Annotated in this window: 26 protein-coding genes; 8 read left to right on the plus strand and 18 right to left on the minus strand. The window is 59.8% G+C overall.

The genetic code is table 11. The features are described from left to right. Positions 1-79 precede the first annotated feature (79 nt). From D8780_RS04905 to D8780_RS04915, 3 genes are read right to left on the minus strand one after another with little or no spacing between them, the layout of a single operon-like run. Positions 80-2,470, minus strand: coding sequence for an LPS-assembly protein LptD (locus tag D8780_RS04905; RefSeq protein WP_121644608.1), 2,391 nt, complete (start codon positions 2,468-2,470; stop codon positions 80-82). Continuing rightward, positions 2,471-3,547, minus strand: a complete 1,077-nt coding sequence (locus tag D8780_RS04910) for an LptF/LptG family permease (protein WP_121644609.1) — start codon at positions 3,545-3,547, stop codon at positions 2,471-2,473. Continuing rightward, positions 3,544-4,677, minus strand: coding sequence for an LptF/LptG family permease (locus tag D8780_RS04915; RefSeq protein WP_147440284.1), 1,134 nt, complete (start codon positions 4,675-4,677; stop codon positions 3,544-3,546). The genes D8780_RS04910 and D8780_RS04915 overlap by 4 nt, the downstream gene beginning before the upstream one ends. A 370-nt stretch (positions 4,678-5,047) precedes the next feature. On the opposite strand from D8780_RS04915, the gene D8780_RS04920 reads away from it, so the two are divergent. Together D8780_RS04920 and D8780_RS04925 are read left to right on the plus strand one after the other, a co-directional pair. Then, entirely contained in the window at positions 5,048-6,550 is a 1,503-nt protein-coding gene (locus D8780_RS04920; protein WP_121644611.1) for a leucyl aminopeptidase, read from the plus strand. Between the two features lie 11 nt (positions 6,551-6,561). Further along, positions 6,562-7,020 carry a DNA polymerase III subunit chi gene (locus D8780_RS04925; RefSeq protein WP_121644612.1) on the plus strand — a complete coding sequence of 153 codons (459 nt, stop codon included), beginning with the start codon at positions 6,562-6,564 and terminating at the stop codon, positions 7,018-7,020. Positions 7,021-7,036: 16 nt separating this feature from the next. Here the strand turns inward: D8780_RS04925 and D8780_RS04930 are convergent, their stop codons facing one another. Together D8780_RS04930 and D8780_RS04935 are read right to left on the minus strand one after the other, a co-directional pair. Next, positions 7,037-7,570, minus strand: a complete 534-nt coding sequence (locus D8780_RS04930; protein WP_121644613.1) for a mismatch-specific DNA-glycosylase — start codon at positions 7,568-7,570, stop codon at positions 7,037-7,039. A gap of 2 nt (positions 7,571-7,572) precedes the next feature. Next, positions 7,573-8,616, minus strand: coding sequence for an aldo/keto reductase (locus D8780_RS04935; protein WP_121644614.1), 1,044 nt, complete (start codon positions 8,614-8,616; stop codon positions 7,573-7,575). 144 nt (positions 8,617-8,760) lie between these two features. Between D8780_RS04935 and pip the strand changes: the two genes are divergently transcribed. Then, positions 8,761-9,705 (plus strand): prolyl aminopeptidase, encoded by a 945-nt coding sequence (gene pip, locus D8780_RS04940; protein ID WP_121644615.1) that lies wholly within the window; start codon positions 8,761-8,763, stop codon positions 9,703-9,705. A 31-nt stretch (positions 9,706-9,736) separates the two neighbouring features. On the opposite strand, the gene D8780_RS04945 is transcribed toward pip, so the two are convergent. After that, positions 9,737-11,614: an ABC-F family ATP-binding cassette domain-containing protein gene (locus tag D8780_RS04945; RefSeq protein ID WP_121644616.1), complete on the minus strand. Its 1,878-nt coding sequence runs from the start codon at positions 11,612-11,614 to the stop codon at positions 9,737-9,739. 125 nt (positions 11,615-11,739) lie between these two features. Here D8780_RS04945 and ndk point away from each other — a divergent pair, with 125 nt between their 5' ends. Together ndk and trhA are read left to right on the plus strand one after the other, a co-directional pair. Beyond that, a complete protein-coding gene (gene ndk / locus D8780_RS04950; protein WP_121646376.1) occupies positions 11,740-12,162 on the plus strand; it encodes a nucleoside-diphosphate kinase in 423 nt (140 codons plus the stop codon). 247 nt (positions 12,163-12,409) lie between these two features. Further along, positions 12,410-13,054: a PAQR family membrane homeostasis protein TrhA gene (gene trhA / locus D8780_RS04960; protein ID WP_121644618.1), complete on the plus strand. Its 645-nt coding sequence runs from the start codon at positions 12,410-12,412 to the stop codon at positions 13,052-13,054. Here trhA and ung read toward each other — a convergent pair. The 5 genes from ung to uvrC form a co-directional block, all read right to left on the minus strand. Further along, positions 13,051-13,746: a uracil-DNA glycosylase gene (gene ung, locus D8780_RS04965; protein ID WP_121644619.1), complete on the minus strand. Its 696-nt coding sequence runs from the start codon at positions 13,744-13,746 to the stop codon at positions 13,051-13,053. The two genes, trhA and ung, sit on opposite strands and share 4 nt — an antisense overlap. Continuing rightward, entirely contained in the window at positions 13,743-14,219 is a 477-nt protein-coding gene (locus D8780_RS04970; protein WP_199699558.1) for a molybdenum cofactor biosynthesis protein MoaE, read from the minus strand. Before D8780_RS04970 ends, ung begins: the two co-directional genes overlap by 4 nt. After that, positions 14,220-14,474, minus strand: a complete 255-nt coding sequence (gene moaD / locus D8780_RS15815) for a molybdopterin converting factor subunit 1 (protein WP_199699559.1) — start codon at positions 14,472-14,474, stop codon at positions 14,220-14,222. 9 nt (positions 14,475-14,483) lie between these two features. After that, entirely contained in the window at positions 14,484-15,074 is a 591-nt protein-coding gene (pgsA, locus tag D8780_RS04975) for a CDP-diacylglycerol--glycerol-3-phosphate 3-phosphatidyltransferase (protein ID WP_121644620.1), read from the minus strand. Positions 15,075-15,161: 87 nt separating this feature from the next. Beyond that, positions 15,162-17,306 carry an excinuclease ABC subunit UvrC gene (gene uvrC, locus D8780_RS04980; RefSeq protein WP_121644621.1) on the minus strand — a complete coding sequence of 715 codons (2,145 nt, stop codon included), beginning with the start codon at positions 17,304-17,306 and terminating at the stop codon, positions 15,162-15,164. Between the two features lie 104 nt (positions 17,307-17,410). Between uvrC and D8780_RS04985 the strand changes: the two genes are divergently transcribed. After that, positions 17,411-18,184: an SDR family NAD(P)-dependent oxidoreductase gene (locus D8780_RS04985; RefSeq protein WP_158598443.1), complete on the plus strand. Its 774-nt coding sequence runs from the start codon at positions 17,411-17,413 to the stop codon at positions 18,182-18,184. Between the two features lie 9 nt (positions 18,185-18,193). Here the strand turns inward: D8780_RS04985 and D8780_RS04990 are convergent, their stop codons facing one another. Beyond that, the gene (locus D8780_RS04990; protein ID WP_121644623.1) at positions 18,194-19,147 is read right to left on the minus strand and encodes a calcium/sodium antiporter; all 954 of its coding nucleotides are present in this window, start codon (positions 19,145-19,147) and stop codon (positions 18,194-18,196) included. A 334-nt stretch (positions 19,148-19,481) separates the two neighbouring features. On the opposite strand from D8780_RS04990, the gene D8780_RS04995 reads away from it, so the two are divergent. After that, positions 19,482-20,129 (plus strand): outer membrane protein, encoded by a 648-nt coding sequence (locus tag D8780_RS04995; RefSeq protein ID WP_121646377.1) that lies wholly within the window; start codon positions 19,482-19,484, stop codon positions 20,127-20,129. A 72-nt stretch (positions 20,130-20,201) separates the two neighbouring features. Continuing rightward, positions 20,202-20,714, plus strand: a complete 513-nt coding sequence (locus tag D8780_RS05000) for a GNAT family N-acetyltransferase (protein ID WP_121644624.1) — start codon at positions 20,202-20,204, stop codon at positions 20,712-20,714. Between the two features lie 10 nt (positions 20,715-20,724). Here D8780_RS05000 and D8780_RS05005 read toward each other — a convergent pair whose 3' ends face one another. The 6 genes from D8780_RS05005 to purM all read right to left on the minus strand — a co-directional run bounded on the left by D8780_RS05005 (position 20,725) and on the right by purM (position 25,303). After that, on the minus strand, positions 20,725-21,318 hold the full coding sequence (locus D8780_RS05005; protein ID WP_121644625.1) for a glutathione S-transferase family protein: 594 nt from the start codon (positions 21,316-21,318) through the stop codon (positions 20,725-20,727). Between the two features lie 22 nt (positions 21,319-21,340). After that, positions 21,341-22,108 (minus strand): ribonuclease T2 family protein, encoded by a 768-nt coding sequence (locus D8780_RS05010; RefSeq protein ID WP_121644626.1) that lies wholly within the window; start codon positions 22,106-22,108, stop codon positions 21,341-21,343. A gap of 2 nt (positions 22,109-22,110) precedes the next feature. Further along, complete coding sequence (locus D8780_RS05015; RefSeq protein WP_121646378.1) at positions 22,111-22,560, minus strand: hypothetical protein; 450 nt, start codon at positions 22,558-22,560, stop codon at positions 22,111-22,113. Between the two features lie 156 nt (positions 22,561-22,716). Beyond that, the gene (locus D8780_RS05020; protein WP_121644627.1) at positions 22,717-23,556 is read right to left on the minus strand and encodes a 23S rRNA (adenine(2030)-N(6))-methyltransferase RlmJ; all 840 of its coding nucleotides are present in this window, start codon (positions 23,554-23,556) and stop codon (positions 22,717-22,719) included. Beyond that, positions 23,553-24,239 carry a phosphoribosylglycinamide formyltransferase gene (purN, locus tag D8780_RS05025; RefSeq protein ID WP_121644628.1) on the minus strand — a complete coding sequence of 229 codons (687 nt, stop codon included), beginning with the start codon at positions 24,237-24,239 and terminating at the stop codon, positions 23,553-23,555. The genes D8780_RS05020 and purN overlap by 4 nt, the downstream gene beginning before the upstream one ends. After that, positions 24,236-25,303 (minus strand): phosphoribosylformylglycinamidine cyclo-ligase, encoded by a 1,068-nt coding sequence (purM, locus tag D8780_RS05030; protein ID WP_121644629.1) that lies wholly within the window; start codon positions 25,301-25,303, stop codon positions 24,236-24,238. The genes purN and purM overlap by 4 nt, the downstream gene beginning before the upstream one ends. Positions 25,304-25,433: the final 130 nt, after the last annotated feature.

Consider the following 25,433-nt stretch of genomic DNA (forward strand, 5'->3'; position numbering starts at 1 on the left):
AATTGTGAATATGTGGCTTCGAGCAGCGCACCGATGCGCAACTTATACGGCAAAAGCGTGACGCCGGGGAGCCTGAGGCTTACTGATCGAAGCTCGGACGGGCATCTTCGCCGATATCGACCAAGGTCCGGAACGACATGAAAACCTTGAAGTCGTGGCTGATTTCCGAGCTATCGTTACGGCTCATGGAGTAGCCGCCGGCGAAGGTGTAGCAGCTATCCTCATAGGCGAGGCCGGTTGTCGTCGTCGAAATATACTCCTGATCGAAATTGTAGGCCGCTTTGGCAAAAGCGGTCCAATGTTCCGCGAACTTGAGCGAACCGGCGACACTGCCTTCCTCGTTTCGCTCATATAATCCGTAGCCAGGCTGGCCTTCGACCGAACTGTACCCGACGCCAAGGCTCCATTTGTCGGAAACGTAAGAGAGGCGCGCCGCCAGGCGATCCGGATTGCCATCATCCTTGCTGATGCGCGTGTCGAAACTCGCCTGCAGACCGCCGGGGGTATTGATCCCGAACTGAGCCACGACGTCCGACACATCGTCTTCCAGTCCGGAGAACATGCCGGTCTTGACGATATCGGGATCGGCGAAGGGGTTTTCGCCCGCCAAATGATAGGACTGGCCGACGAGGGCATTCGCTCGCCAGCCATTATCGAAGGTGCCGACATAACGAAGACCGACATTGGCGCGCGTACCGCCCTCCATCCGATCCATTCCGCTGAACTTGTCGATGTCGAAAAGATTGGCGGCAGTGAATGTCAGCGCCTGTGCATCTTCGTTCGGAAGGCCGAACGTCTCCTGATACGGCGCGTCTGGACGCGCAATGATCTGACCGATCGGCTCGATCACATGCGAAGAACCGGCGGCGGAGAACAGGAACGGGTAACTCACCTGCACCGCGGCTGTCGCCATGCCGCGTGCGGCAAGTTCGCGCTCATCGTAGCTCGTGCCTTGATTGGCAGCCAGTGTGGCGAGCGCCGCATCCGTTTCGTCGTAAAAATCGGTTTCGATCACGTCGACGCGGCCCGACAGTAGGGGAGTGACCACGAGCCCGTTATCGGTGATCAACTGTCGACGCCATGTGCTTTCCGCGGTCAACCGGCTGGAAAGCCCTTCAGGCCCTGGTACTCCGATCAGTTCGGTCCCGGCCTGATTGTCATATGTGCGCAGGCGCTGGCGATAAATCGTTCGCGTGTTGACGCGTGTGCGCAGTTCGCCGCCGGCAATGTCCTCGTCTACCCGGCGATAATCCGCGCTGGGCAGGAACCATGGCTGGGAGCGGTGCCGCGCAGAGATCTCGTCATCCGTGACCGATTCCTGGACCTGAAACCGACCTGCACGCAGGTCCAGCCAGTTGCGATCGTTGCTGCCCTGCAGCCAGACCTCGGAAACCCGTTCGGACTGGGTGTAATTCTCGATATCGTAGAGTTTGGCGAAATTCTTGTCGCTCTCCGCCAGAACGTTCCAGCCGAATATGAAGTTCTTGTTGATGGTGAACTGACCACGGGTGCCCACCATGCCGCGCAGTGTCTTGCCATTGCTGACATTCGTTTCGCCGAAACCGTCAGGGTCCAGCTGATAAATGCCGGCTGCGCTTATGGATGCATATCCATTGGCAAAACGACGCGCATAGAAACCGGAAAGCAGCAGGCCCTGTTTGCTGTAGACGACGGGTCGGAAAATCGCTTCCGACGAAGGCGAGAGAGCAAAATAATAGGGCGTGCCGAAATAGTAGCCGAGATTGCTTGATCTGCCGAAGGTCGGAAAGAGAAAGCCGCTCTTCCGCTTGACGGTCGGATCGTCGATGGTGAAGCCACCGACCCGAAACAGCGGAACGCCGAGAAATTCAAATGTCGGGTCGTCGAAGGTAACGGTCTTCGCTTCCCCATCCCAGATGACCCGCCGGCTCTTGATACGCCAGATCGGCGACTTGTCGGGGTTCTCTTCGCATGGCTCGCAGGCGGTATAGACTGCTGAATTGAAGATCGTGACGTCGCCGGGCTGGCGAACCGCGCTCTGGGCGCCGAAAAAGGTGCGATTGGGTGTCGTAACACGCAGAGCGTTCACGAATCCGTTGGCGAAGTCGTCCGTGATATCGAGGACGGCGGCATTGATGATCGTGCCGCCGGGCTGAACAAGCTCCACATTGCCGACAGCCTGGAGCTTCCGGCCCTTTTGATCGTAGGTCACGCGGTCGGCAACAAGTGAGTTGCCCTGGTAATAGATGCGGACGGCGCCGTAGACGGTCACCGTTCCCCCATCGATGTCATATTCCAGTGTCTGCGCTTCGATCAGCATCCGCTCGGGGTCGGGCGCGCCGAGCGCAGAGGCCAGATTGACATCGGAGGCTGGAGGTGGCGCAGCCGGAGCGGCCGACGCCGTATGGACCGGCATCGTGAGCGCGCTCGTCAACAGCAGCGCGGTCAGGCCCCGCACTGTCGACAGCGTCTTGCTACGCCAGCCCCTCACTCAGCCATCCTCCTTCTGTATCAGGAAGGCAGTTCCCAGAAGCCCCGCCACCAGAATCGGCACCCACACCGCGATGGCAGGCGAAATAAGCCCCGCACTGCCGAACCCTTCCGACAGCATCGAAAGGACATAAAGCAGAAAGCCTGCTGCGACGCCACCGGCGATTGCCCGCAAAACCGGCCCCGTGCGCTCGAATTTTACTGCGACTGTTGCAGCAAAGATAACCATCACGATCAGCGTGAAGGGCTTGGCGAGCAACTGGTGCATTCTTGTACGCAACGGCGCGATACTGGCGCCGCGCGCTGTCGCATCGCTTTCGGCGGCCGGTATGTCGGTGATTGCAAGGCGTCTCGGATCGACTTCACGGGGCTTTAGCCGATCCGCCGTGATCTGTGTCGGCAGGTCTAGCGTCTCGCGTCGCAGAACCCGTTCCCCGATCGGACGCTCGATCACGTCACTGAGGCTCATTTCATCCTCGGACAGGATGGCGTGATCGGCATCGATTCGCCGTGATACCCGGCCGTCTGTCCCAACTTCGAGAATCGTAACCCCATAGATCGCGTCTGGAGCGCTCCCCTCGACCGTGCCGCCGATGATCCGGACTCCGTCATCATCGCGCTCCCGCAACCATAGCGTGCGCCTTTCACCGATCGACGCACTTTTCTGCCCGGTCGCCATTGCAATCCATTCCGTGGAATAGGTGGCGAGAGGACCGATGAAAAGGACCGTCACGACCCCGACGAAAAACGCACCGGCGATGGCAGGAGAGACGAATTGCCAGACGCTCATTCCACCGGCTCGGGCCACCACCAGCTCGAGGCGGCTGTTGAGGGCAGAGAAATGCATGACAGCCGCCAGCAACACCACAAAGGGAATGATATCCGAGACAAGCTGAAGGATTCGGTTGCCCGTGATGCCGACGAGCACAGCGGTCGTCACGCTTTCGCGGTCACGATACCGGTCGGCAACCTCCACGAAGTCGACGATGAAGGCGAGGGCCAGCGCAATGACCGCAAGGACGGCCACGTTCTTCAGGAAATGTCTGAACAGATAGCGCTGAAGCAAAAGGGTTTTCATGCGGTCTGTGCTTTTCGGCGCAATCGGATGCGCGGCAATGTCAGCGCACCGAAGAGGGTTCGTCCGGACATGAACACCCAAAGGAAGAAAATAAGGCCCAGCAGCGGAATAAGATAGATAAGCGGGATGATCTCCGGCCTGTCGGTCGCCATGTCCTCCACGGTGAAGCCGGCCCAGCGCAGCCCGAGCGCCAGAAGCAGGGGCGGCACGATGCCGATGCTCGCATTACGGTTCGTTCGCGGTTGACCAAGGGCGGCGAGCGTCAGGGCGGCGAAGGTGAAGCAGTAGATCCACGACGTCAGCCGCACATGCAATTCCTTGCGGTACGAATCCGGCGTGTTGCGATAGGGTGGAAGGATCGGCTCCATTCCCGCAAGAAGCTTGAACGGCGCCTCCTTGTTTCCGAACGACACTTGCGGCGAATTGGAACCGGTGAAGTCGTAGAGGCTGATGCCGTAGCGATCGAAATTGATGATGGAGACATAGGAGCTGTCACCGCGATGGATCTGGCCGTTTCGCAGGGAGAGAATCGGCTCGGCGCGATTCTTGTCGACCACCGCACGGTCGGCGTAGATCAGTGTCGGATCGTCTTCATTACGCCGATCCGCGATCAGGATGGACGTCAATTGGCCCGCATCATCGCGAGCGCCGATCTGAATGGTGATGCCTCCGGGAAGTGTCCGGCTGCTGTTTTCCTGCAGGGCGAAAAGAATCAGTTCCGCCTGCGATTCGGCGATGAGGGTACGGACCTCACGCCAACTGGCCGGTGACACCACGTTCTGAATGTAGAATGCCGCTCCCGCGCAGACCAGCGCGACCAGAAAAATCGGTCGCAGCAATTGCCGTCGCCCGCCGCCCGAATTGGCGATGACAGCCAGTTCACTGTCGCGGTTCATTCCCTGGAGGGTGAGCGCGACGGCGATCGCGAGGGCGAAGGGAAGAGTATCGGGTATCACACCGGGAAGAAGAAGAGACGCGACCTTCAAAAACACAAGGCCGCTGCCATTATCCGTGACGAGTTCCAGACGGCCGATCGCCTCCGTCGTCCAGACCACGCCCAGGCTCAACGCCAGCGTGACCAGCACGGTCTTGGCGATCCTGACAGCAATATATCGGTTGAGGATGTTCATTGGCGGTGGAAGCGTGCTCGTCCTGAAATCGATCGGCTTTTCGCTAATTTGGCGGAAAATGGCAAATGGCACCACAAGAAGCTTGGTTAACGATTTCAGACGTATTCGACCGGTGCGAGGCCAGCCCCGAAAGGCTCAAACCGGTAATGTCGCAACGACTGCGTCGAGAGCATGTCTGCCACTCTGCCGCTCAAGGACATGATTCGGATGGTTGAAATGCGGCCATTGAAACTTTGCCCGCTGACCTGCTCCCTCCTGATCCGCTCGTTGTAGGCTTGGGCAAAACACCATTCCGCCCTTGCATAAAATTCTGCGCTGACCAGATGATCGGTTCCAAAGAAATCGCCGATCGGAAAGGTCAGTCCCCGCCATGCCACTTCGCCCAGAAATTCGTTTTGCGCCTTTTTCCACCCCGAAAGAAGGCTGCGTGATTGTTTTGGCGGGCGAGGGCGGCATTTTCTCCGATCAGGTGAAGTCGGCCGATGCTGAAGGAACACTCGAAAGGGCGTCGAAAGAGGCCAAGTTCAAAGGTAAGCTTGCCGCGAAACTCGAACTGCTCGTGCCGGCTGGCACAGATTTTTCGCGCCTCGTCGCTTTGGGCGTGGGGCCCTCCGATAAGCGACAGGAGCATGATTTCATCCGGATTGGCGGCGCAGCCTATGCTGCTCTCAACGCCGGGCAGACGGCGACGGCCATTCTGGATGCTCCGGACGGGCCGTGCTCGACAGAGGAAATCGTGCGCTTCGCGATGGGATTCTTCCTCCGTTCCTACAGCTTCGATACATACAAGACCAAAAAGAAAACGGATGACGAAGACAAGGACGAAGGCGCCGTCAGCCTGACGATCCAGTGCGCCGATCCGGATGCAGCAAGCGCCGTCTGGGATGAACACAAGGGTGTTGCCGAGGGCGTACTGGCGGCTCGCGAAGTCGTTGACCTGCCGGCCAATGTGTTGGGGCCGGTCGAATTTGCCGAAAAGGCGCAGAAGCTCTCCGATCAGGGCGTCGAGGTCGAGATTCTCGGCCAGGAAGAACTGGAAGAGCTCGGCATGGGTGCGCTGCTTGGCGTGTCCCAGGGGTCGGATCGCCCGCCGCGACTGGTTGTGATGCGATGGAATGGCGGCGCGGAAGGTGAAAAGCCAATCGCGTTCGTCGGCAAGGGCGTTGTTTTCGACACGGGCGGCATCTCCATCAAGCCGGCCGGCGGTATGGAGGACATGAAAGGCGACATGGGTGGCGCTGCGGCCGTATTCGGTCTCATGCACGCCCTGTCGGCGCGGAAGGCCAGGAGCAATGTGGTCGGTGTAATCGGGTTGGTAGAGAATATGCCCGATGGCAAGGCGCAGCGTCCGGGCGACATCGTCACATCGATGAGTGGCCAGACCATTGAGGTGATCAATACCGATGCCGAAGGCCGCCTCGTCCTCGGAGATGCGCTGCATTATGTGCGCGACCGTTTCGACCCGGCCTTCATGATCGATCTGGCAACATTGACTGGCGCGGTCATCATCGCGCTCGGCAACGATCATGCCGGGCTGTTTTCCAACGATGACGAACTGGCCGAACGGCTGATGGCGGCCGGCAAGCAGACCAATGAAAAGGTCTGGCGGCTGCCGCTCGGTGACGCTTACGACAAGCTGATCGACAGCAAGAATGCGGACATGAAGAACACGGGTGGTCGGCCCGCAGGGTCGATCACGGCCGCGCAGTTTCTGAAGCGCTTCGTAGGGGAAACTCCATGGGCGCATATCGATGTTGCTGGCACGGCCATGGGATCGCCCAAGAATGAAATTTCGAGCGGCTGGGCCTCCGGTTTCGGCGTCCGTCTTCTTGATCGCCTGGTGCGCGACCATTACGAGGCGAAACAAGGCTGAGAGAACCGGCCATGGCCGAAATATGGTTCTACCATCTGACCGATTCCACGCTGCACGCCACTCTTCCCGCGCTTCTCGAAAAAAGCCTTGAGCGCGGCTGGCGCGCGGCGGTGGAGGTGCCCGATGGCCGCCTTCGCGATGCCTTGGATGGTCATCTCTGGACGTTCCGCGGCGACTCCTTTTTGCCGCACGGAACCGATCTGTCGAAGGACATGCCGCCGGATGAGCAGCCTGTTCTTCTGACGACCGCAACAACAAACGCGAACGCAGCCAATGTGCGCTTCTTCGGCGGCGGCGCGATGCCCGCAGAGGGGTTGAATGATTATGAGCGGGTCGTCCTGATGTTCGACGGCCATGATGAGACACAGCTCGCCGACGCCCGTGCCGCATGGAAACGCCTGAAAGGCGAGGGCCACGCCGTTACCTATTGGCAGCAGGGCGAAGGTGGCGGCTGGAAGAAGATGGCGTGACACCTCCAAATCGCACTCACCAAGCCGTTTGATCCGTCCGATCCGCCTTGACGGTTTCGGCCAGCGCACGCCACGGCTCCGGATCCCAATATCGCCGTGCCTGCCCGGAGGGAGAGGGGAGCGCCCAGAGCTCCGTCTCAGCGATATACTCACCAAGTGGCCCGCACTGGAATTGTCCCGTCGGTCGGTCGAGGAAAATCGACGCCGCTGTCTTGCTGGTAAAAGCCAGATAGCGGGGCTGAAATTGCCTGATCTTCGTGGCGAGACCTGCGACATCGAAACCGGCGGGTGGTAAGTCCGCGTCCTGTCCGAAATGTGTCTTGCAAAGGTCCGTCAGGCCGATCCCGTATTGAAGGACGGAGGTATAGTTTGCCGGTGCGATACGCTCTGGCGTCAGCCTCGCATCGTGCAGCGTTCGCCAGAAATAGTTGCCGGGATTGGCGTAATAGGCACGCCGCTCCGCCGAAATCCGTCCAAGGGCCGTGCCGCAGAAGACTAGCGCGAGACCCGGCGCGAGGACGTCCTCAATGATGGGCGACGAACCCGCCATCGTCAGATCGGCAGACCGTTCATCCGACGAATACCATCGATCTCTCCGACGATCTCATCCGAGAGCTTCATCTCTGCACCATCAAGCGCATTGTCGAGCTGCTCGATGGATGTCGCGCCGATAATGACGCTCGTCATGAACGGGCGGCTCGCGGCAAAAGCCAAAGCCATCTGCGCCGGATCGAGGCCATGGCGGCGGGCAAGGGAATTGTAGGCTTCCGCCATCTTCATGCCTTGCGGCGCCTCGCGCCCGCCAAGCCCGTTATTGATCGACCAGCGTGAGCCTTCGGGCACCGCGCCGCCATCATATTTCCCCGTAAGAAGCCCCGCTGCGAGCGGCGAATAGGCGAGGAGACCGACATCTTCATGATGTGCGATTTCGGAAAGGTCCGTATCGAACATCCGGTTCAAGAGGTTGTATTCGTTCTGCACGGAGGCGATGCGGGGCAATTCACGTTCTTCGGCAAGGCGCACCATGCGCATGATTCCCCAGGCCGTATCGTTTGACACACCAAGCGCGCGGATCTTGCCTTCACGGATCAATTCGTCGGCCGTGGAAAGCACATCGACGAAATGCTCCAGCTCGCGCTCGGCGCTCTGGTCCGACGGATCGAAGGTCCAGTGCTGTCGGAAGTGGTACGAACCACGATTGGGCCAGTGAAACTGATAGAGGTCGACATAATCGGTCTGCAGTCGCTTGAGCGATGCGTCGAGCGCTTCGCGCATCGTCTTGCCTGAGATCGGTGCGCCATGACGGGCCATGGACGTGCCTTCACCGAGGATTTTCGAGGCGAGCACGATCTGATCGCGCTTGCCGCTCTTCGCCCACCAGGTTCCGATCAGTTCTTCCGTCCTGCCGAGCGTCTCCGGTGAACGGGGCGTCGTCGGATACATTTCCGCTGTGTCGAAGAAATTGACACCGCGCTCGACGGCGCGATCCATCTGCGCGTGCGCTTCGGCCTCCGAGTTCTGGCTGCCCCACGTCATGGTGCCGAGACAGAAATGCGAGACGGAGATACCGGTGCGGCCGAGTTGATTGTTTTTCATAGAAAATTCTTAATTCCGCAGTTGCGATGCACGATCCAATAAAGTGTCGTAGGCGCAGCGAAAAGAAAGTGCTCGCGATAAGAATTCAAAGCCTTCCGGTCGACAACGACCCTATTTTCTCATTCAGCGAAAGGCGTTTCCCCAATGCAGTCTCGCAAACTCTATCCCCCAATCGAGCCTTACGATTCCGGTTTCATGGAAACCGATGACGGACATCGCATCTATTATGAACGCTGCGGAACGCCGGGCGCCAAGCCAGCCGTCTTCCTTCACGGCGGACCAGGAGGTGCGATCGCGCCGGCGCATCGGCGCCTGTTCGATCCCGCGAAATACGATGTCCTGCTGTTCGATCAACGCGGTTGCGGACGCTCCACGCCCAATGCCAGTCTGGAGGCCAACACGACCTGGCATCTGGTCGAAGACATCGAACGGTTTCGACAATTGCACGGCGCCGACAAATGGCTGGTCTTCGGCGGATCATGGGGATCGACACTGGCGATGGCCTACGCCGAAAAACATCCCGAGCGCGTCAGTGAACTCATTCTCCGCGGCATCTATACGCTGACCAAGGCGGAAATGGATTGGTATTATCAATACGGCGTCTCGGAGATATTTCCGGACAAATATGCGCGCCTGCAGGCACAAGTACCCGAGGACGAGCGGGATGATCTGCTGGCCGCCTATCACCGCATCCTGACTGAGGGCGAAGAGGCGAAGCAACTGGAAGCTGCCAAAGCCTGGACGATTTGGGAGGGCGAGACCATCACCTTGCTGCCGGATGAGGAGACGAGCAGCAAGTTCCGCGCCCCGCATTTCGCGGTCGCCTTTGCCCGGCTGGAAACGCATTACTTCGTCAACCGAGGCTGGCTGGAAGAGGATCAGTTGATCCGCGATGCCGGCCGGCTACGCGGTATTCCGGGCGTTATCATTCACGGCCGGTACGATATGCCCTGCCATGCGCGCACCGCGTTCCGCCTTCATGAGGCTTGGCCTGAGGCGGACCTGCAGATTGTGGAAGGCGCGGGACATGCCTTCTCCGAGCCGGGCATATTGGACCGACTGATCGATGCGACCGACCGCTTCGTTTAGGTGAGTGTTTGTATAGAGGCGGTGCGGGGCCTTATCCGTTGACCGATGTCTCATAGGACTCGCTGGCTTCCAGCCAGGCGGCTTCGGTCTCGGCCAGTTTCACGCTGGCATCGCTCCGTTCCTTGGCGAGTTTTGTCGCGCGGGCCGGATCGCTTTCGTAGATGTCACCCTCTGCAAGCTCTGCTTCAATCGCCTGAATCCGCTTCTGAGCCTTTCCCATCAAGGATTCGAATTCCTTGATTTTTTTGGCGAGCACCTTGAGTTCTTCGCGCTTCTTGGCGGCCTCGCGGCGGATTTCCGCCTTGGACTGGCTGGGCTTCGATTTCTCCCCCTTGCTGGTCCGGTTCAATGACAGGATCAGCGCCTTGTAATCCTCCATGTCACCTTCATAGGGCGCGACCGTTCCGTCATGAACGAGCCAGAGCCGGTCGGCGGTGCTTTCGACCAGGCTGCGGTCATGGCTGATGAGAATGACGGCGCCGGAGAAAGCGTTGAGCGCATCGGTCAGCGCGCGGCGGCTATCGATATCCAGATGGTTGGTCGGCTCATCGAGGATCAAAAGGTTCGGCCCCTCGAAGGTCGCAAGCCCCATGAGAAGGCGCGCCTTCTCGCCACCGGAGAGGTCCTTGGCGGCCGTCATCATTTTCTCGGTCGGCAATCCCATCTGCGCCACGCGCGCTCGCACCTTCGCTTCCGGCGCCTGCGGCATCATCGCGCGGACATGCTCGATGGCGCTTTCGTTCGGATGGAGATCGTCCATCTGGTGCTGCGCGAACATCGCCACCTTCAGCTTGGGCGCGACCGTCATGGTCCCTTCCTCGGCCTTCAGACGGTCGGCGAGGAGCTTGGCGAAGGTGGATTTGCCGTTCCCGTTCGCGCCAAGCAGCGCGATCCGGTCGTCGGCATCGATGCGAAGGTTCAGCCCTCTCAGGATTGGCTTGCCCGGTTCGTACCCGACCGAGGTTTCCTCCAGCCGGATGGCGGGGGAGGCGACCTCTTTCTGCGGCTCGGCAAAGCGGAAGGGTGCGACATGCTCGTCGACCGGCATGTCGATCGCATCCATCTTCTCCAGCATTTTCAGCCGGCTCTGCGCCTGACGCGCCTTGGAGGCTTTCGCGCGGAAGCGATCGACGAAAGCCTGCAATTCCTTCTTGCGGGCATCCTGCTTTTCGGCCGCCTTGGCAGCCAGTTCGGCCTTTTCGGCGCGCTGGCGGGAGAACTGGTCGTAGCCGCCGCGCCAGAAGGTCAGTTTCTTGCCTTCAAGATGGACGATGGACGAGACGGCCCGGTTGAGAAGGTCGCGGTCATGGCTGATGAGAAGGACGGTGTGCGGATAGCGCGCCAGATAGTTTTCCAGCCAGAGCGTGCCTTCCAGATCGAGATAGTTGGTCGGCTCATCGAGAAGAAGCAGGTCCGGCTGACTGAAGAGGACGGAGGCAAGCGCGACACGCATGCGCCAGCCGCCAGAAAAGCTCTTGGCCGGGCGCTGCTGCGCTTCCTGATCGAAGCCGAGGCCGGAGAGGATCGCCGCGGCGCGCGCTTCGGCGGAATGGGCGTCGATATCCACCAGCCTGGTCTGGATTTCCGCAATCCGCATCGGATCGGTCGCCGTTTCCGATTCCTCCAGCAGGGTGGCGCGTTCGGTGTCGGCCTTCAGAACGATGTCGATCAGCGATTCATCGGTGCCCGGCACTTCCTGGCTGACGCCGCCGATCCGTGCGCCTTTCGGCAAATCGATCCGTCCGCTTTCGGAGGCCATCTCGCCGCGAATGGCGCGAAAGAGTGTGGTTTTGCCGGCACCATTGCGACCGACAAGGCCTGCCTTCGCGCCGGTCGGCAGCGAAAGATCGGCATGATCGAGAAGAAGGCGTCCGGCGATGCGGAGCGAAAGGTCGGATATGGTCAGCATGATGCTCGCCTTGTGACGCGGGTTGGCCCGCGAGGCAAGCGCTTTGCATGTGCTCTTTCAAAGACCAGCCGCTTCCGCTAGAAGCGCGCCGAACCGTTTTTCCCAATTATGACCAGAGGAATTCCATGGCCACCGAACGCACCTTTTCCATGATCAAGCCGGACGCGACCAAGCGCAACCTGACCGGCGCCATTACTAAGATGTTTGAAGATGCCGGCCTGCGCGTCATTGCTTCCAAGCGTGTTCATATGAGCCAGCGCGAAGCCGAAGCTTTCTATGCCGTGCACAAGGACCGTCCCTTCTTCGGCGAACTGACCGAATTCATGGCCTCCGGCCCGACCGTCGTTCAGGTTCTGGAAGGCGAGAACGCTATCGCCAAGAACCGCGAAGTGATGGGCGCCACCAACCCGGCCGACGCAGATGAGGGCACGATCCGCAAGGCTTTCGCTCAGTCGATTGGCGAAAACTCCGTGCATGGTTCTGATGCGCCGGAAACCGCCAAGGAAGAGATCGCTTTCTGGTTCGCCGAAAAGGACATCGTTGGCTGATAGGCCGCCGATAGCAGCTTTCGAGGGGCCGGTGCCATGCGCCGGCCTTTTTGATTCCGTCTGTCAGGAGTTCGAGCGAACCGATTCTATCGATTCGATAAATCGCTCTCTCAAGAAGTTTCTTGGCGAGTGGCCTTTCGGCGCCTACTTTCTTCACCACATCGTTACGGATAATGGTAATCCTCGGCAGGAGGCAAAGAGCCAAGGCTCCTTGTGAGAAGGATCAGTTCGGTAGGAGGCCGCTACTATGCCTTTCCCAAATTTCACCGCGGCCGAACTCTATGCCGACGGAATTGTTCACACACTGGCCATGATCGCCAGTGCCGTCGCCGTTACGCTTCTTCTGGCGCTCACCGCGGGCGAAATATCCGGCAGCATGACCGTCGCGCTTTCCATCTATGGCGGCGGCCTTTTTGCCATGTTTGCCTGCTCGGCGATCTATAATCTGACGCCGTGGCACGGCGCGAAAGGCCTTCTTCGACGCTTCGACCAGGCTGCGATTTTTCTGATGATTGCAGGCACCTATACACCGCTCGTCGTTCTGATGGACACGATGCTGGCCTATTTCATTCTGGCCGTTGTCTGGTCGGGTGCGCTCGCCGGCGTCGTTTCCAAACTCTTCTTTGCAGGAGAGTACCGGCGCTGGGATCCTGCCCTCTATCTCGGCCTTAGCTGGTGCGGCGTCGTCCTGATCGGCCAGATGCTTCTGGTGCTGCCGGTTCTCGTCACGACGATGATCTTCATCGGCGGGCTATGCTATTCGGTCGGCGTTGTTTTCCACGTGTGGGAAAGCCTGAAGTTTCACAACGTCGTCTGGCACAGTTTCGTGCTCGCCGGCGCGATCTGCCACTTCATCGCTGTCGCGCATGGCACGGCTTGGTCGATCGTCTAGTCGTCGACGCTCGCAGGCAATTGCCAGTCGATCGTCTCTTGGCCGGTTCGCGCCAGGAATTCATTGGCCTTGGAGAAATGGCGACAGCCGAAGAAGCCGTTGTGCGCGGAAAGCGGTGAGGGGTGCGGCGCCTTCAGGACGAGATGGCGCTCGGTATCGACGAATGACGCCTTTTTCTGCGCATACGAACCCCACAGCATGAATACGACCGGGTGGTCGAGATCGTTGACCTGCCGGATGACGGCGTCGGTGAACCGCTCCCAACCCTGTCCGCGATGCGAAGCCGCTTCGCCCCGCCGTACCGTCAGCACGCTGTTCAGCAGCAAGACGCCCTGTCTCGCCCAGCTCTCGAGAAATCCGTGCCGTACGGGCGCGATGCCGAGATCGCTCTGCAATTCCTTGTAGATATTGACGAGGGAAGGCGGTGTCCGCACCTGCGGCTTTACGGAAAAGCAAAGACCATGGGCCTGCCCGTCACCGTGATAGGGATCCTGCCCCAGGATGACGACCTTCACTTTCTTGAGCGGGGTCAGGTCGAGAGCGCGAAAATAGTCGGTGGTAGGCGGAAATATGGTCGCGCCGCTCGAATATTCGCTTTTCAGGAATGATTTGAGGCTCGCCATATAGGAGGCGGCGAACTGGTCCGACAGTGCGGCCTTCCAGCTCTCGTCCAATTGCACGCGGTCGTTCATCCCTTTTCCCACCGCTTGCGGGCCTGGTCGTCCGAATCCTTGGCGGAGACCCATTCGCCGCTCGAGCCATCCTTCAGATGCTCTTTCTTCCAGAAGGGCGCTTCGGTCTTCAGATAATCCATCAGGAAGTTCGCGCCGTCGAAGGCAGCCTGCCGATGCGAAGACGTGGCGGCGACAAGCACGATCTGCTCGCCGGGCGCGATATGGCCGTAGCGATGTATGGCAAGAAGGCCGTGCAGCGGCCATCGCGTGGCAGCTTCCTCTGCGATCTGCCGGATTTGAGCCTCGGCCATGCCGGGATAGTGCTCCAGTTCGAGCGACTTCAATATCTCGCCATCGTCACGGCACAGGCCCGTAAACGAGACGACGGCACCGATGTCGGTCCGCCCGTCAGTCAGGGCAGCGATCTCGGCACCGCTTTCAAAATCGTCGGTCTGTATCCGTACGACGATCGGTATGGATGTCCGGCTCATTCAGCCACCCGTCATGGGCGGAAATAGGGCAATCTCGGAGGCTTGGCCGATCGGTTCATCATGGTCGGCATGCTCCTGGTCGATCGCGACCCGGATGGCGTTCCGGTGCTCCATGAGTTCCGCATAGGCTTCGCCGCGCCCTGCCAGATGGCTCAGTAGGTCAGAGACAGTTTTAGTCTCCGCCGGCAGTTCGATCTCTTCGGAACTCTTGCCAAGTCGTTCGCGAACCCAAGCGAAATAGACGAGTTTTACCATGGCTTTCGATCATTCCTCCACGACGTGTTTTAGGCCGGCGCGGAAATAGTCCCAGCCAGTGATCAGCGTGACGATGGCTGACACCCACAGCAGCACGAGACCTGTTTCGGTTGTATAGGGGAAAATCTTGTCGCCGGCCGGTCCGGCGAGCAGAAACCCGATCGCAACGAGCTGTGCGGTCGTCTTCCATTTGGCAAGGCGGGAAACGGGAACGGAGACTTTGAGACCGGCCAGATATTCACGAAGACCGGCGATCAGGATTTCCCGGCAGAGAATGATGATCGCCGCCCAGAGACTCCATCCCTGAATGGTCTGATCCGTATCAGCCGCGAGCAGCAATAGTGCGGTGGCGACCAGCAGCTTGTCGGCGATCGGATCGAGCATCTTGCCGATATTGGAGCTTTGACCGAGCCGTCGGGCCAGATAGCCGTCGAAGAAATCGGTGATTGCGGCGATCACGAAAATGCCGAGCGCCCACCATCTGGCAGGGTCGGAGGAGTGAAGCCTGCCTTCGACGTAGAAGCATACCGCTACGGCCGGGACCGCCAGAATTCTGGCATAGGTCAGCAGGTTGGGAATGTTGTAGGCGTTGCGGATCATGATCACCGTCGCTCGGATTGGCTCTCTGTTTAGCCAAGTCGGGCTGAACTCGCTACCGTCAAGCGTTGGGAATGCGGAACTTATCTTTCACCCCGTCTCACCGCCTTCGTGGAAATGGTCGTAGATCTGGCGAGCGGTCGACTCGGAAATCCCTTCTACGGCCATAAGGTCGCGCAGCGCAGCGCGCGAAACCGCCTTCGCCGTACCAAAATGCTGGAGCAGCGCTCGCTTGCGAGCCGGGCCGATTCCGTCGATTTCGTCGAGCGGATTTTTTGTCAGGTTGGCTTTTCGCCGGGCCCGATGGCTGCCGATGGCAAAGCGGTGCGCCTCGTCACGCAATCGCTGGATGAAATAGAGCACAGGATCGCGCGGCGGCAGAGAAAATTCGCTTTGGCCCTCGATAATGAAGCGCTCGCGCCCTGCATCTCGATCCTGCCCCTTCGCCACGCCGATCACGGCCACCTCATTCTCCACGCCGAGTTCTCGCAGTATGGAGAGGACGGAATTGACCTGCCCCCGGCCACCATCGATCAGCAACAGATCCGGCCACGCAGGAAAACTGTCGTCGCTCTCGGGCTTGTTCTCGGTATCGTCAGGCTTTCCATGTTCTTTCAGTAGGCGCGAGAAACGTCGCTCCATGACTTCGCGCATCATGGCGAAGTCGTCGCCGGGGTTGGTCTCCGGATTCTTGATATTGAACTTTCGATAGCTGTTTTTCGCAAAACCGTCCGGGCCGGCGACGATCATCGCACCGACCGCATTTGTTCCCATGATGTGAGAGTTGTCGAAGACCTCGATGCGGCGGGGGACGTTTTCCAGACCGAACGTCTCGGCGAGGCCGGAGAGGAGCTTGCCCTGAGCTGAGGTCTCGGCCAGCCGTCTGCCGAGCGCTTCCCGCGCATTCTGGAGCGCGCGGCCAACCAAATCGCGCTTTTCGCCTCGCGCCGGCACGGCAATCGTGACCTTGCGGCTCGCCTTGACGCAAAGAGCCTCTGCCAGAAGGTCCTGGTCCTCGATGGGATGGGAGAGGAGGATTTGTCGCGGGACCGGCTTGTCGTCGTAGAATTGGGAAAGGAATGCGCCCAGAACGTCGCCTTCCTCCAGCGCCGAATCCGCTTTTGGAAAATAGGCCCTGTTGCCCCAGTTCTGACCTGTGCGGAAGAAGAAAACCTCGATGCAGTTCTGCCCGCCTTCCTGATGGATGGCGAAGATATCGGCCTCCTGCAGACCCTCCACATTGATTCCCTGATGGCTCTGCACGTGGGACAGCGCCGACAGGCGGTCTCGGAAGAGGGCGGCGCGTTCGAAATCCAGATTTTCGGCCGCCACGTTCATCTCTTCGGCCATTCGTTTGGTCACGGCGTTCGAGCGGCCGGAAAGGAAGTCGCCCGCATCCTTCACCAGCTTGCGATAATCGTCATCATCGATTTCGCCAGTGCAGGGGCCGGAGCATCGCTTGATCTGATAGAGAAGGCAGGGGCGCGTGCGGCTGGAATAGACGCTGTCCGAGCATGAGCGGATGAGAAACGCCTTTTGCAAGGCGTTGACCGTTCGCGTCACCGCGCCGGCCGAGGCGAAGGGACCATAATAGTCCCGATGCTTGGACCTTGCCCCCCGGTGTTTGAAGATGCCGGGCGCATCATGGTCGGTCGTCAGAACGATGTAGGGAAAGCTTTTGTCGTCACGCAGCAGAACGTTAAAGCGCGGCCGTAACCGTTTGATCAGATTCGCTTCGAGCAGAAGCGCTTCTGTCTCCGTTCGGGTCACGATGAAATCCATCGAGTGGGTTTCGGCGATCATGCGCGTCAGGCGGCCGGCATGGGCGCGACCCTGCGCGTAGTTCGAGACCCGCTTCTTCAGGCTGCGCGCCTTGCCGACGTAAAGGACGTCGCCATCCTTGTTGTGCATGCGATAGACACCGGGCCGGTTCGGCAGGTGCTTCACATAGAGACCGATCACCTCGGCCCCGCTTTTGCCCGAGACGTCCGTGATGGAGAGATCGTCCCAGGCGATGTCTTTCAGCAGGGACTCCAGCGCACCACGATCCGTCTCGGTCGCCTGGCTTTCGGAGACGATGTCTCCCGGCTGCCATCCGCCTTCTTTATCGGATGGTTCGGTATCGCTGGCGGTAAGGTCCCGAACGCGCGAGCCGAGATCGCGATCTTCGCCAGGGACCAACGGTTCCTTGCGTTGACGATGACGTCGGGCCTTGATGATTCGTGTTTCGCTCATAAGCCTATATTTGGGCTGTTCGGGCTCGGATGTTGAGCCCCTGTCGAAATTTCGTGACGCTTGCGGACAGGCTTCCTGCAGTGCGTCCAGAGAAAGTGGAAGAAATGAGCCTAACGGATTCAATGGAAAACCGTATCGCCGTCGTGACGGGCGCTTCGAGCGGAGTGGGGCGAGAGATCGCCCACCAGTTGGCCGAACGCGGCTGTCATCTCTGGTTGACCTATCACAGCGACGACGAGCCTGTGCGCCACTTGCAGGGAGTCTTCGGCGGAAAGCAGCGTATCGAAGCCAAGCAGGTCGACCTGACGGACGACAAGGCGGTTTCATCGTTCTTCGGTCGGATCGCCGAGGAAGGAGAGGGGCTCGATTATCTGGTCAATAATGCATCGTTCTGGTCCGAGGATCTCTGGGACGCCGATCCTGTGACGCTGGAAGCGTCGGATCTGCGTGACGTTTTCGAAGTGGACCTTTTGGGCTCGTTTCGTGCAATTCGCCAGGCGATCCCGCTTATGCTGCAGAAAGGCGGCGGCTCGATCGTCAACTTCTCCTCCAGCGACTCGCTAAGGGGCGATCCAAAGGCGTTTGCCTATAATCCGGCGCAGGTCGCGGTCCTGGGACTCACCCGCTCGGTCGCGCGACGATACGCACCGGATATTCGCTGCAACGCCATTGCGCCCGGCCCGATCGATACCGGATGGACCGAGCGCTGGGGGCTGAGCGACAGCGAGAAAGAGGATGTCGGCAGCAAGAACGGCCTGCTGAAACGGATGGGCCGTCCCGACGAGATCGCAAGTCTCGCCTGCTACCTGCTTTCCGACCCAGCCGGCTACATCAACGGCCAGATCATCCGGGCCGATGGCGGCGGATCGATCGCCTGACCGCTGCGCCTAGCCGAAGGCAAACAGGGAATAGAGGTAGGCGAGGTAGGATGCGGTGAGAAATAGGCCGTAGCGCTTGCCCATTCTCACACGTCCAAAGACCAGAAGGCCGAGAATGATGGCCGCTGCAGCCATGACCCACATATCGACCTGAATGATCCTGGCATCCACCTCGAACGGGACGACAAGACCGGTCACGCCCATGATCAGAAGAAGGTTGAAGAGGTTGGAGCCCACAACGTTGCCGAACGCAACGGCGCCGTGACCGCGCCATGCAGCCGTGACGCTGGTTGCAAGTTCCGGAAGCGAGGTCCCGATACCGACAATGGTCAGCCCGATGATCGTTTCAGGAACACCCCAGGATAGGGCGATGTCGCTGGCGCCGGAAACGGTCAGATGCGCACCGAGCGGCAGACCGATCAGGCCAGCGACGATGCGCAGACTGATCCCGCCAAGAGACTGGCCGTCTGCCTCAACCTCGGATTCATCGACAATATCCGCGCCGCGCCCACTCTGACGGGCAACGATGAACTGCCAGACGAGGTAGGCGAGGAGGAGGGCGACCAGAATAGCGCCGTTGATGCGCGAGATCGTGCCGGTGAACCAGAGTATTGCCAGGAAGAGGGCGGTGGCGCCGAGCATTGCGAAGGTATTTCGCCGCACCCCGCGCTCGGTGGGCGACATGGATGAAATGAGGGCTGGTACGCCGATCACCAGCAAGACGTTCGCGATGTTGGAACCCACAACATTGCCGATGGCGATGCCGGGTTGGCCGGAGAGGGCTGCGTCGAGAGAAACGAACAATTCAGGAGCGCTCGTACCGAAGGCGACGATGGTGAGCCCTATGACCAGCGGCGGCACGGAAAAGCGGCCTGCCAGTCCGACCGCGCCTTTGACGAGAAGGTCGCCCCCGAGGATCAGCAAAGCGAATCCGGCAATGAGGTAGAGATAGCTGCTCAACATAAATGTGTCCCGCGTTTTGGTCCGACGCATATAGAATGCGGCAAAAGCAGCGCCAGTGCCGTTGGGGAAGTCAGGACGGCACGGTTTCTGAACATGTTGGCTCGACGAGGGTGCTTACAAAACTGTTGCATTGCAGCAACGGTCCCTCTTGCCCTAATTCCGACAGAAAATCTCCATTTTGAAGCTCCTCTTTCTCCGCAATCGAAGCGCAAATTCAATTTTATGGACGGATGTGGAACCGAGCCGGTTCGCGGCCGTTTCCGTCGTCCGAAACGTCCGTTTCGTCGCTCCCCCAATCCTGGCGATGCGGACTCGAAACAACGAGTATAGTGACATGAAGAAAATTGTTTTTTCCGCCCTTTCCGGTGTTAGCCTTCTCGCCGCTGCCGGTGTTGCTCAGGCTGCCGACGCCATCGATCAGATCCCTGAGGCTCCGGTCGTGACGGCTCAGCCCGCTCCGGTTCTCGGATGGGACGGCGGTTATGTCGGTGCCATGGGCAACTACAATCACAGCAATGCGGACGGCGACGATCTGCCGGGTGTCGATACCGACACGTTCGGCGGCGCAGCATTCGCCGGTTATCAGCGCCAGAACGGCAACATCGTCTACGGTGCTGAGGCCGATATCGGCTACAACGCCGTCAATGGCGACGAAGACGGTGTCGATGTCGAGACCGGCGTTGACGGTTCGCTCCGCGCTCGCCTCGGTTACGCACCGAACGACCGCGTCCTCGTCTACGGTACCGGTGGTGTGGCTGCGGCCGACGCCGAAGTCTCGGCCGCTGGCGACAGCGACAGCCAGACGATGATCGGCTACACGGTCGGCGCTGGCGCTGATGTGAAGGTGACCGAACAGATCTTCGCTCGCGGCGAATATCGCTACACCGACTACATGGATGAATCCTTCGACGTCGGCGCAGGCGATCAGGATGTCGAGATCGACAACCATCGTGTTGGTGCTGGTATCGGTTTCAAGTTCTGATAACCGAATCCATTGAATGCAGGAGAAGCCCGGCCATCGTGCCGGGCTTTTCTTTTGGAGGCGTTTTGACCGATGTACGATTTTCGTCCGGAAGAACCGGCAGATGCCGCAGCAATCTCGGCTTTGATCGACGCCGCCTTCGCCCGGGCAGCGCATGCCGATGGCAATGAGGCGGCGCTGGTCGAGACACTGCGCAACGATGGCGATATCGCCTTGTCTCTGGTTGCCGTCGAACGCACAGAAGAAACAGCGCGTCCCATCGGCTGCGTCTACGCTTTTCGCGTCGTGATTGGAGAAGAAGAAGGCTGGTATGGCATCGCGCCGCTTGCCGTTGCGCCGGACCACCAGCGCAGGGGCATTGGAGCGGCGCTCATGCAAAGGACTATGGATCTTCTTCGCAAGCAGGGTGCAGAGGGCTGCGTCCTTGTAGGCGATCCGGACTATTACCGCCGCTTCGGCTTTGAAGCCGGGCAGGGGCCTGCGGTTCCGGGAATCCCGAAAGACTATGTACTGTCTGCTCCGCTAGGCGCGACGATCACACCGGAAGGCCGAATCCATTATCCCCCGGCGTTCGGCCTCGGCTGAGACCAGGCGATCAGCTCGGTATCAGCGAAGCAAGGTCAGGGCGCGCCTCGTCGAAGCTCTCGGCCCACTTTTTCAACGCGGAAAAATCAGAAAGAAGTTCCGGCATTCGAAGATCGGCGTAGCCGATCGCTGCACGCAGGGAGATATGGCCTCCGTGAAGATCCTCCGTTTCGGCCGGTATGTTCTGCTCGAAATGGCTGAAGCCGCGCCGGGCTTTCTCCTGCTGCTTTTTGACCCAGCCTTCATGGACCTTCTCCTCCGGGCGAAAGCGGCGCTCATAAATGGACGCGACCATGGCATCGCAAATGCCGCTCGCCAGACTTTCCATCACCTCGGCTTCAAGGCGTGCGTCGGGCTGAAGGGGAAAGACCGCATTGCCGCTGAGGCGGTCGGCATATCGCAGGATCGCCCCTGAATCGAACACCTGACGCCCGTCGTCCAGAATGAGAACCGGAATCTTGCCGAGGGGATTGGCATCCATAAGCTCAGCGGGTTCTTCGCCCGTATTGGTCGGTACGCCCTCGAACGCGATATTGGCGAGGGTCAGGCCCATGCGAGCCTTTGAGCTGTAAGGGGAGGGATTCGAGTAAAGCAGACGCGGCATCTGAGTTTTCCCGGTGTGATGATCAGTTTTTGTTCGGCATCAGAGGCGCCGTCATGCGGCATCCACGTCGGTCGACCGCCGGACATTTGATGAAGTTGAGGTCCTTGTCGAGGCAGATCCTGACTTCCCGAAGGAACCTACGGTCGCATGTAACGGCGAGACTATCAGGACGAAGGCCAGGATTGAGCTGCACGAACGCTTCTTCGGCATTGGCCGGAGACACCGCGCCGCCCGCCAGATTTTTTGGCAGACGCAACTTTCGAAATGCAGCACGGGTGGTGCGGAAATAATCGGCCTGCGAAAGACCGCTGCACGCCCCGTGCTTGCGCCATTGGTGGCCGGCAAGTCCGATCGTCGGAATCAGGTCGCTAATTCGCGCATAGGTCTGCTGAGATATCCGACCCGGTTCGGAGGAGGGACAGTCGCTGGGGAAGCCTCCGCCTTCATATTGCGGCCAAAGGCCATGCACGACAAATCCTGATGGACCATCGCGGCCGCATTGCCGTCGGCTTGCATTGGCGCCTTCCGCTGCGCAGTAGCTTGGCGACCAGGAGAGCGCCAATAACCAGAAATCGAAATTTCCGGACGGTCGGGGTAAATCGCCTCCAACCGGCGATGACCGCATATCGGCGTTTTGTTGCCGGTTCTCGGCTGCGGTGGAAGAGCGTTCACCGGATGTCTCGCTGATCGCGGTATTCCAAGGCGACAGACCATCGAGAGGTAAGAGCCCCGCGATCGCCAAGCCGGCAATGACCAGCAGAACGGGAATCGCCTTGCCCGGCCAGCGCACCGTTAGTTCCGGCCGAGACCGCTTCTGACGACACGGCAAGCTTCGTCATAGACGTTCCACTCGTCAAAACCCTGCATGCAGGCTTCGACATTATCGCCGAAAGCGCCGGCAAAGCCCTGATCGTATTCGATCAGATACCAGACCGTCCGCGTTTCTCCGTTGGAAAGCGCTGCGCTGGCTTCGCAGTAGCGGCGGGCAATCGGCCGTTTGCGCGCTTCCGGAATGAAATCGTTCTGGTGGATCGCATAATAATCGAGAATGCCGAGGTCGGGCACGCCCGGCACATTACGGGTCTGATAGTCGATCTGCTTGGAGACCTGGTTGAGAACCCGATCATCCGCGCAATCCTGATTTTCCTCGTAATAGCCAAGCATATCGGCTGCCTGCGCGACCGAGGGACCGAAGGTCGCGAGGAAGGAGAGGGCGGCGGTGGCGACGATATGACGGAACATGCTGATCCGGCTCCCGGAAAGAATGACTGGCAGAAGCAAACGGCTTCCTCACCATCGTTTGGGGCAATCGGCGTCCATGATCAAGTCCGGCGAGGCGAAGTCCTGCGGTATCGGCGAACCGATTGCCTTCCAGAGTTGCCGGGAGACCACGTTTTGTCAGAAGGTCTCGATGGACACTCTTGCGGTCCCGTCTTCGGAGAGTAGCCGCCCGACCTCTGGCAGGATGAGCGCCATCTCTGCTTCCAGCGTATAGGGCGGGTTGACGACGGCCATGCCGCAACCATCCAGCCGGGCTGGTCCTGACGGCTCGCGAATGAAAAGCGAAATATCCACGCCTTCGCCGAAAGCGCCGTCGCGAAGCCCTTGGCGAAAACGGTGGACGGCGCCGCGATCCTTGATGGGATACCACAATGCGAAGGTGCCACCCCGCCAGCGTTTGACGGCTTTGCTGAGGCCCTCAAGCATTCTGTCGAATTCATCGGGCTTCTCGAAAGGCGGGTCGACCAGAACGAGGCCACGCTTTTCCTTGGGAGGGACATGCGCGCCGAGCGCCAGCCATCCGTCCAGGGCGATGATACGCACCTGCCAGTCCCCTGCGAAACGCGCCTTGAGGGTCTGCCCGTCTTCGGGATGCAATTCGATTGCGGTCAGCCTGTCCTGCGGTCGCAACAATGATCGCGTGACCATGGGCGAGCCCGGATAGGTTTCGAGGGTGTCATTGCCATTGAGCCCCCGGACCACCTGGAGAAAGGGAGCAGCCAGGGCCTCTGCGTCGGGCGCAATGGGCTGGCCCATCAGGCGCCCGATTCCGTTTCGCCATTCACCGGTTCGCTGCGCTTCATCGGAAGACAGATCGTACTGACCGATACCGGCATGGGTATCGATGACGCGAAAGGCTTTCTCCTTGCGTTTCAGATGTTCGATGCAGCGAGACAGGACGAGATGCTTCAGGACGTCGGCGAAGTTGCCGGCGTGAAAGGCATGGCGGTAGTTCACGGCTGTTCTGCCGGTCCAAGCTTTTCGCCTGCGGACGCAAGAAGCGCAGCCTCGTCTTCCGCCGTCAGGTTGGAAAAATGCGTATATCCCTCGCGCATGCTTACCTTTCCTTCAGCCACCAGACGGAGAGCGAGGGGGTAGAGATGGTGCTCCATCTGCAGGACGCGTTTCGACAGCGTCTCCTCTCCATCGTGCAGAAGAACCGGCACCGCGCCCTGGGCGATAATCGGGCCGTCATCCATATCCTCTGTGACGAAATGGACGGTCGCTCCATGGACGCGAACGCCTGACGCCAGAGCGCGGGCGTGGGTATTGATCCCCTTGAAGCTGGGTAGGAGCGCCGGATGAACGTTGAGCAGCCTGCCTTCCCATTTCTGGACGAAATCGGCTGAGAGCAGGCGCATATAGCCGGCAAGGCAGACGAAATCGGCATCGAGTTCTTTGATTGCTGCGCTCATCGCTGCATCGTGCTCGGCGCGGCTATCGTAGTCCCGGTGAGGGATGACGTGTGTCGGAATGCCGAAATCCTCGGCTGTGGCGAGGCCTGCCGCGTCGGGCCTGTTAGACAGGACGCCCACGATCCTTGCAGGAAACGCAGGATCGAGCGCCGCGCTGATGAGAGCCCGCATATTGGTGCCGCGGCCTGAAATCAGAATGGCGATGCGTTTGCGATCCTGACTCATGAAAACAGTTTGCCGCTATATCGTACGGCGTCGCCGCTACGGGGCGTCACCGAGCCGATGACCAGCGATGGCTGCCCGACCTGTTCCAGACTCTGGCGCACGGTCTCGACCTCATCGGACGCCACAACGACGACCATGCCGACACCGCAATTGAACGTCCGCAGCATCTCTTCTTCGGCAATATCGCCTGCTGTAGCCAGCCAGGAGAATACCGGTGCCGCTGTCACGGCGGAGAGATCGATTTCGACGCCGAGATCATCGGGCAGCACGCGCGGAATGTTTTCGGTGAAGCCGCCGCCCGTAATATGCGCCATCGCCTTGATCGCGCCGGTTTCCCGGATCGTCGCAAGCAAGGGTTTGACGTAGATACGTGTCGGCTCGATCAAAGCTTCGCCGAGGGTGGTCGAAGAATCGAAGGGCGCCGGCTCCTCCCATTTCAGGCCGTGGACCTCCACCAGCCGGCGGACCAGCGAAAAGCCATTGGAATGGACCCCCGAAGAGGGAAGCCCCAGAACCACATCGCCAGCGCCGATGTCCCGGCGCGGCAGCAATTGTCCGCGTTCGGCCGCCCCGACGGCAAATCCAGCCAGATCATAATCGCCCTCGGCATACATGCCGGGCATCTCGGCCGTTTCGCCGCCGATCAGGGCGCATCCGGCTTGCCGGCAGCCTTCCGCAATACCCGAAACAATCGATGCGCCCTGCTCGGTGGATAGTTTGCCCGTCGCAAAATAATCGAGAAAGAGCAGCGGCTCTGCGCCCTGCACGATCAGATCGTTGACGCACATCGCCACAAGATCCACGCCGACCGTGTCGTGACGACCGGTCTCGATGGCAATGCGGAGTTTCGTCCCGACGCCGTCATTGGCGGCAACCAGGATCGGATCGGAAAAACCGGCTGCTTTCAGGTCGAACAATCCGCCGAACCCGCCGATCTCGGAGTCGGCGCCGGGCCGGGCGGTCGAGCGGACCATTGGCTTGATCTGATTGACGAGGGCATTGCCTGCGTCGATATCGACGCCGGCGTCAGCGTAGGTTATCCGGCTTTTCGAGGTGTCACTCATGGGCAATGTGTCATCCGGTCGGTTGGCAGGCACGGGAGCGCAATTGACACGAAAGCACGTCCGCAGCAAGGCGGCAGAGCCGGACGCCTTTGCTTTGCACCGGCCAGTTCTTAGGTGAAGCTCATTTGAT

It is taken from the genome of Notoacmeibacter ruber, from assembly GCF_003668555.1.
Classification (GTDB): Bacteria; Pseudomonadota; Alphaproteobacteria; order Rhizobiales; family Rhizobiaceae; genus Notoacmeibacter; species Notoacmeibacter ruber.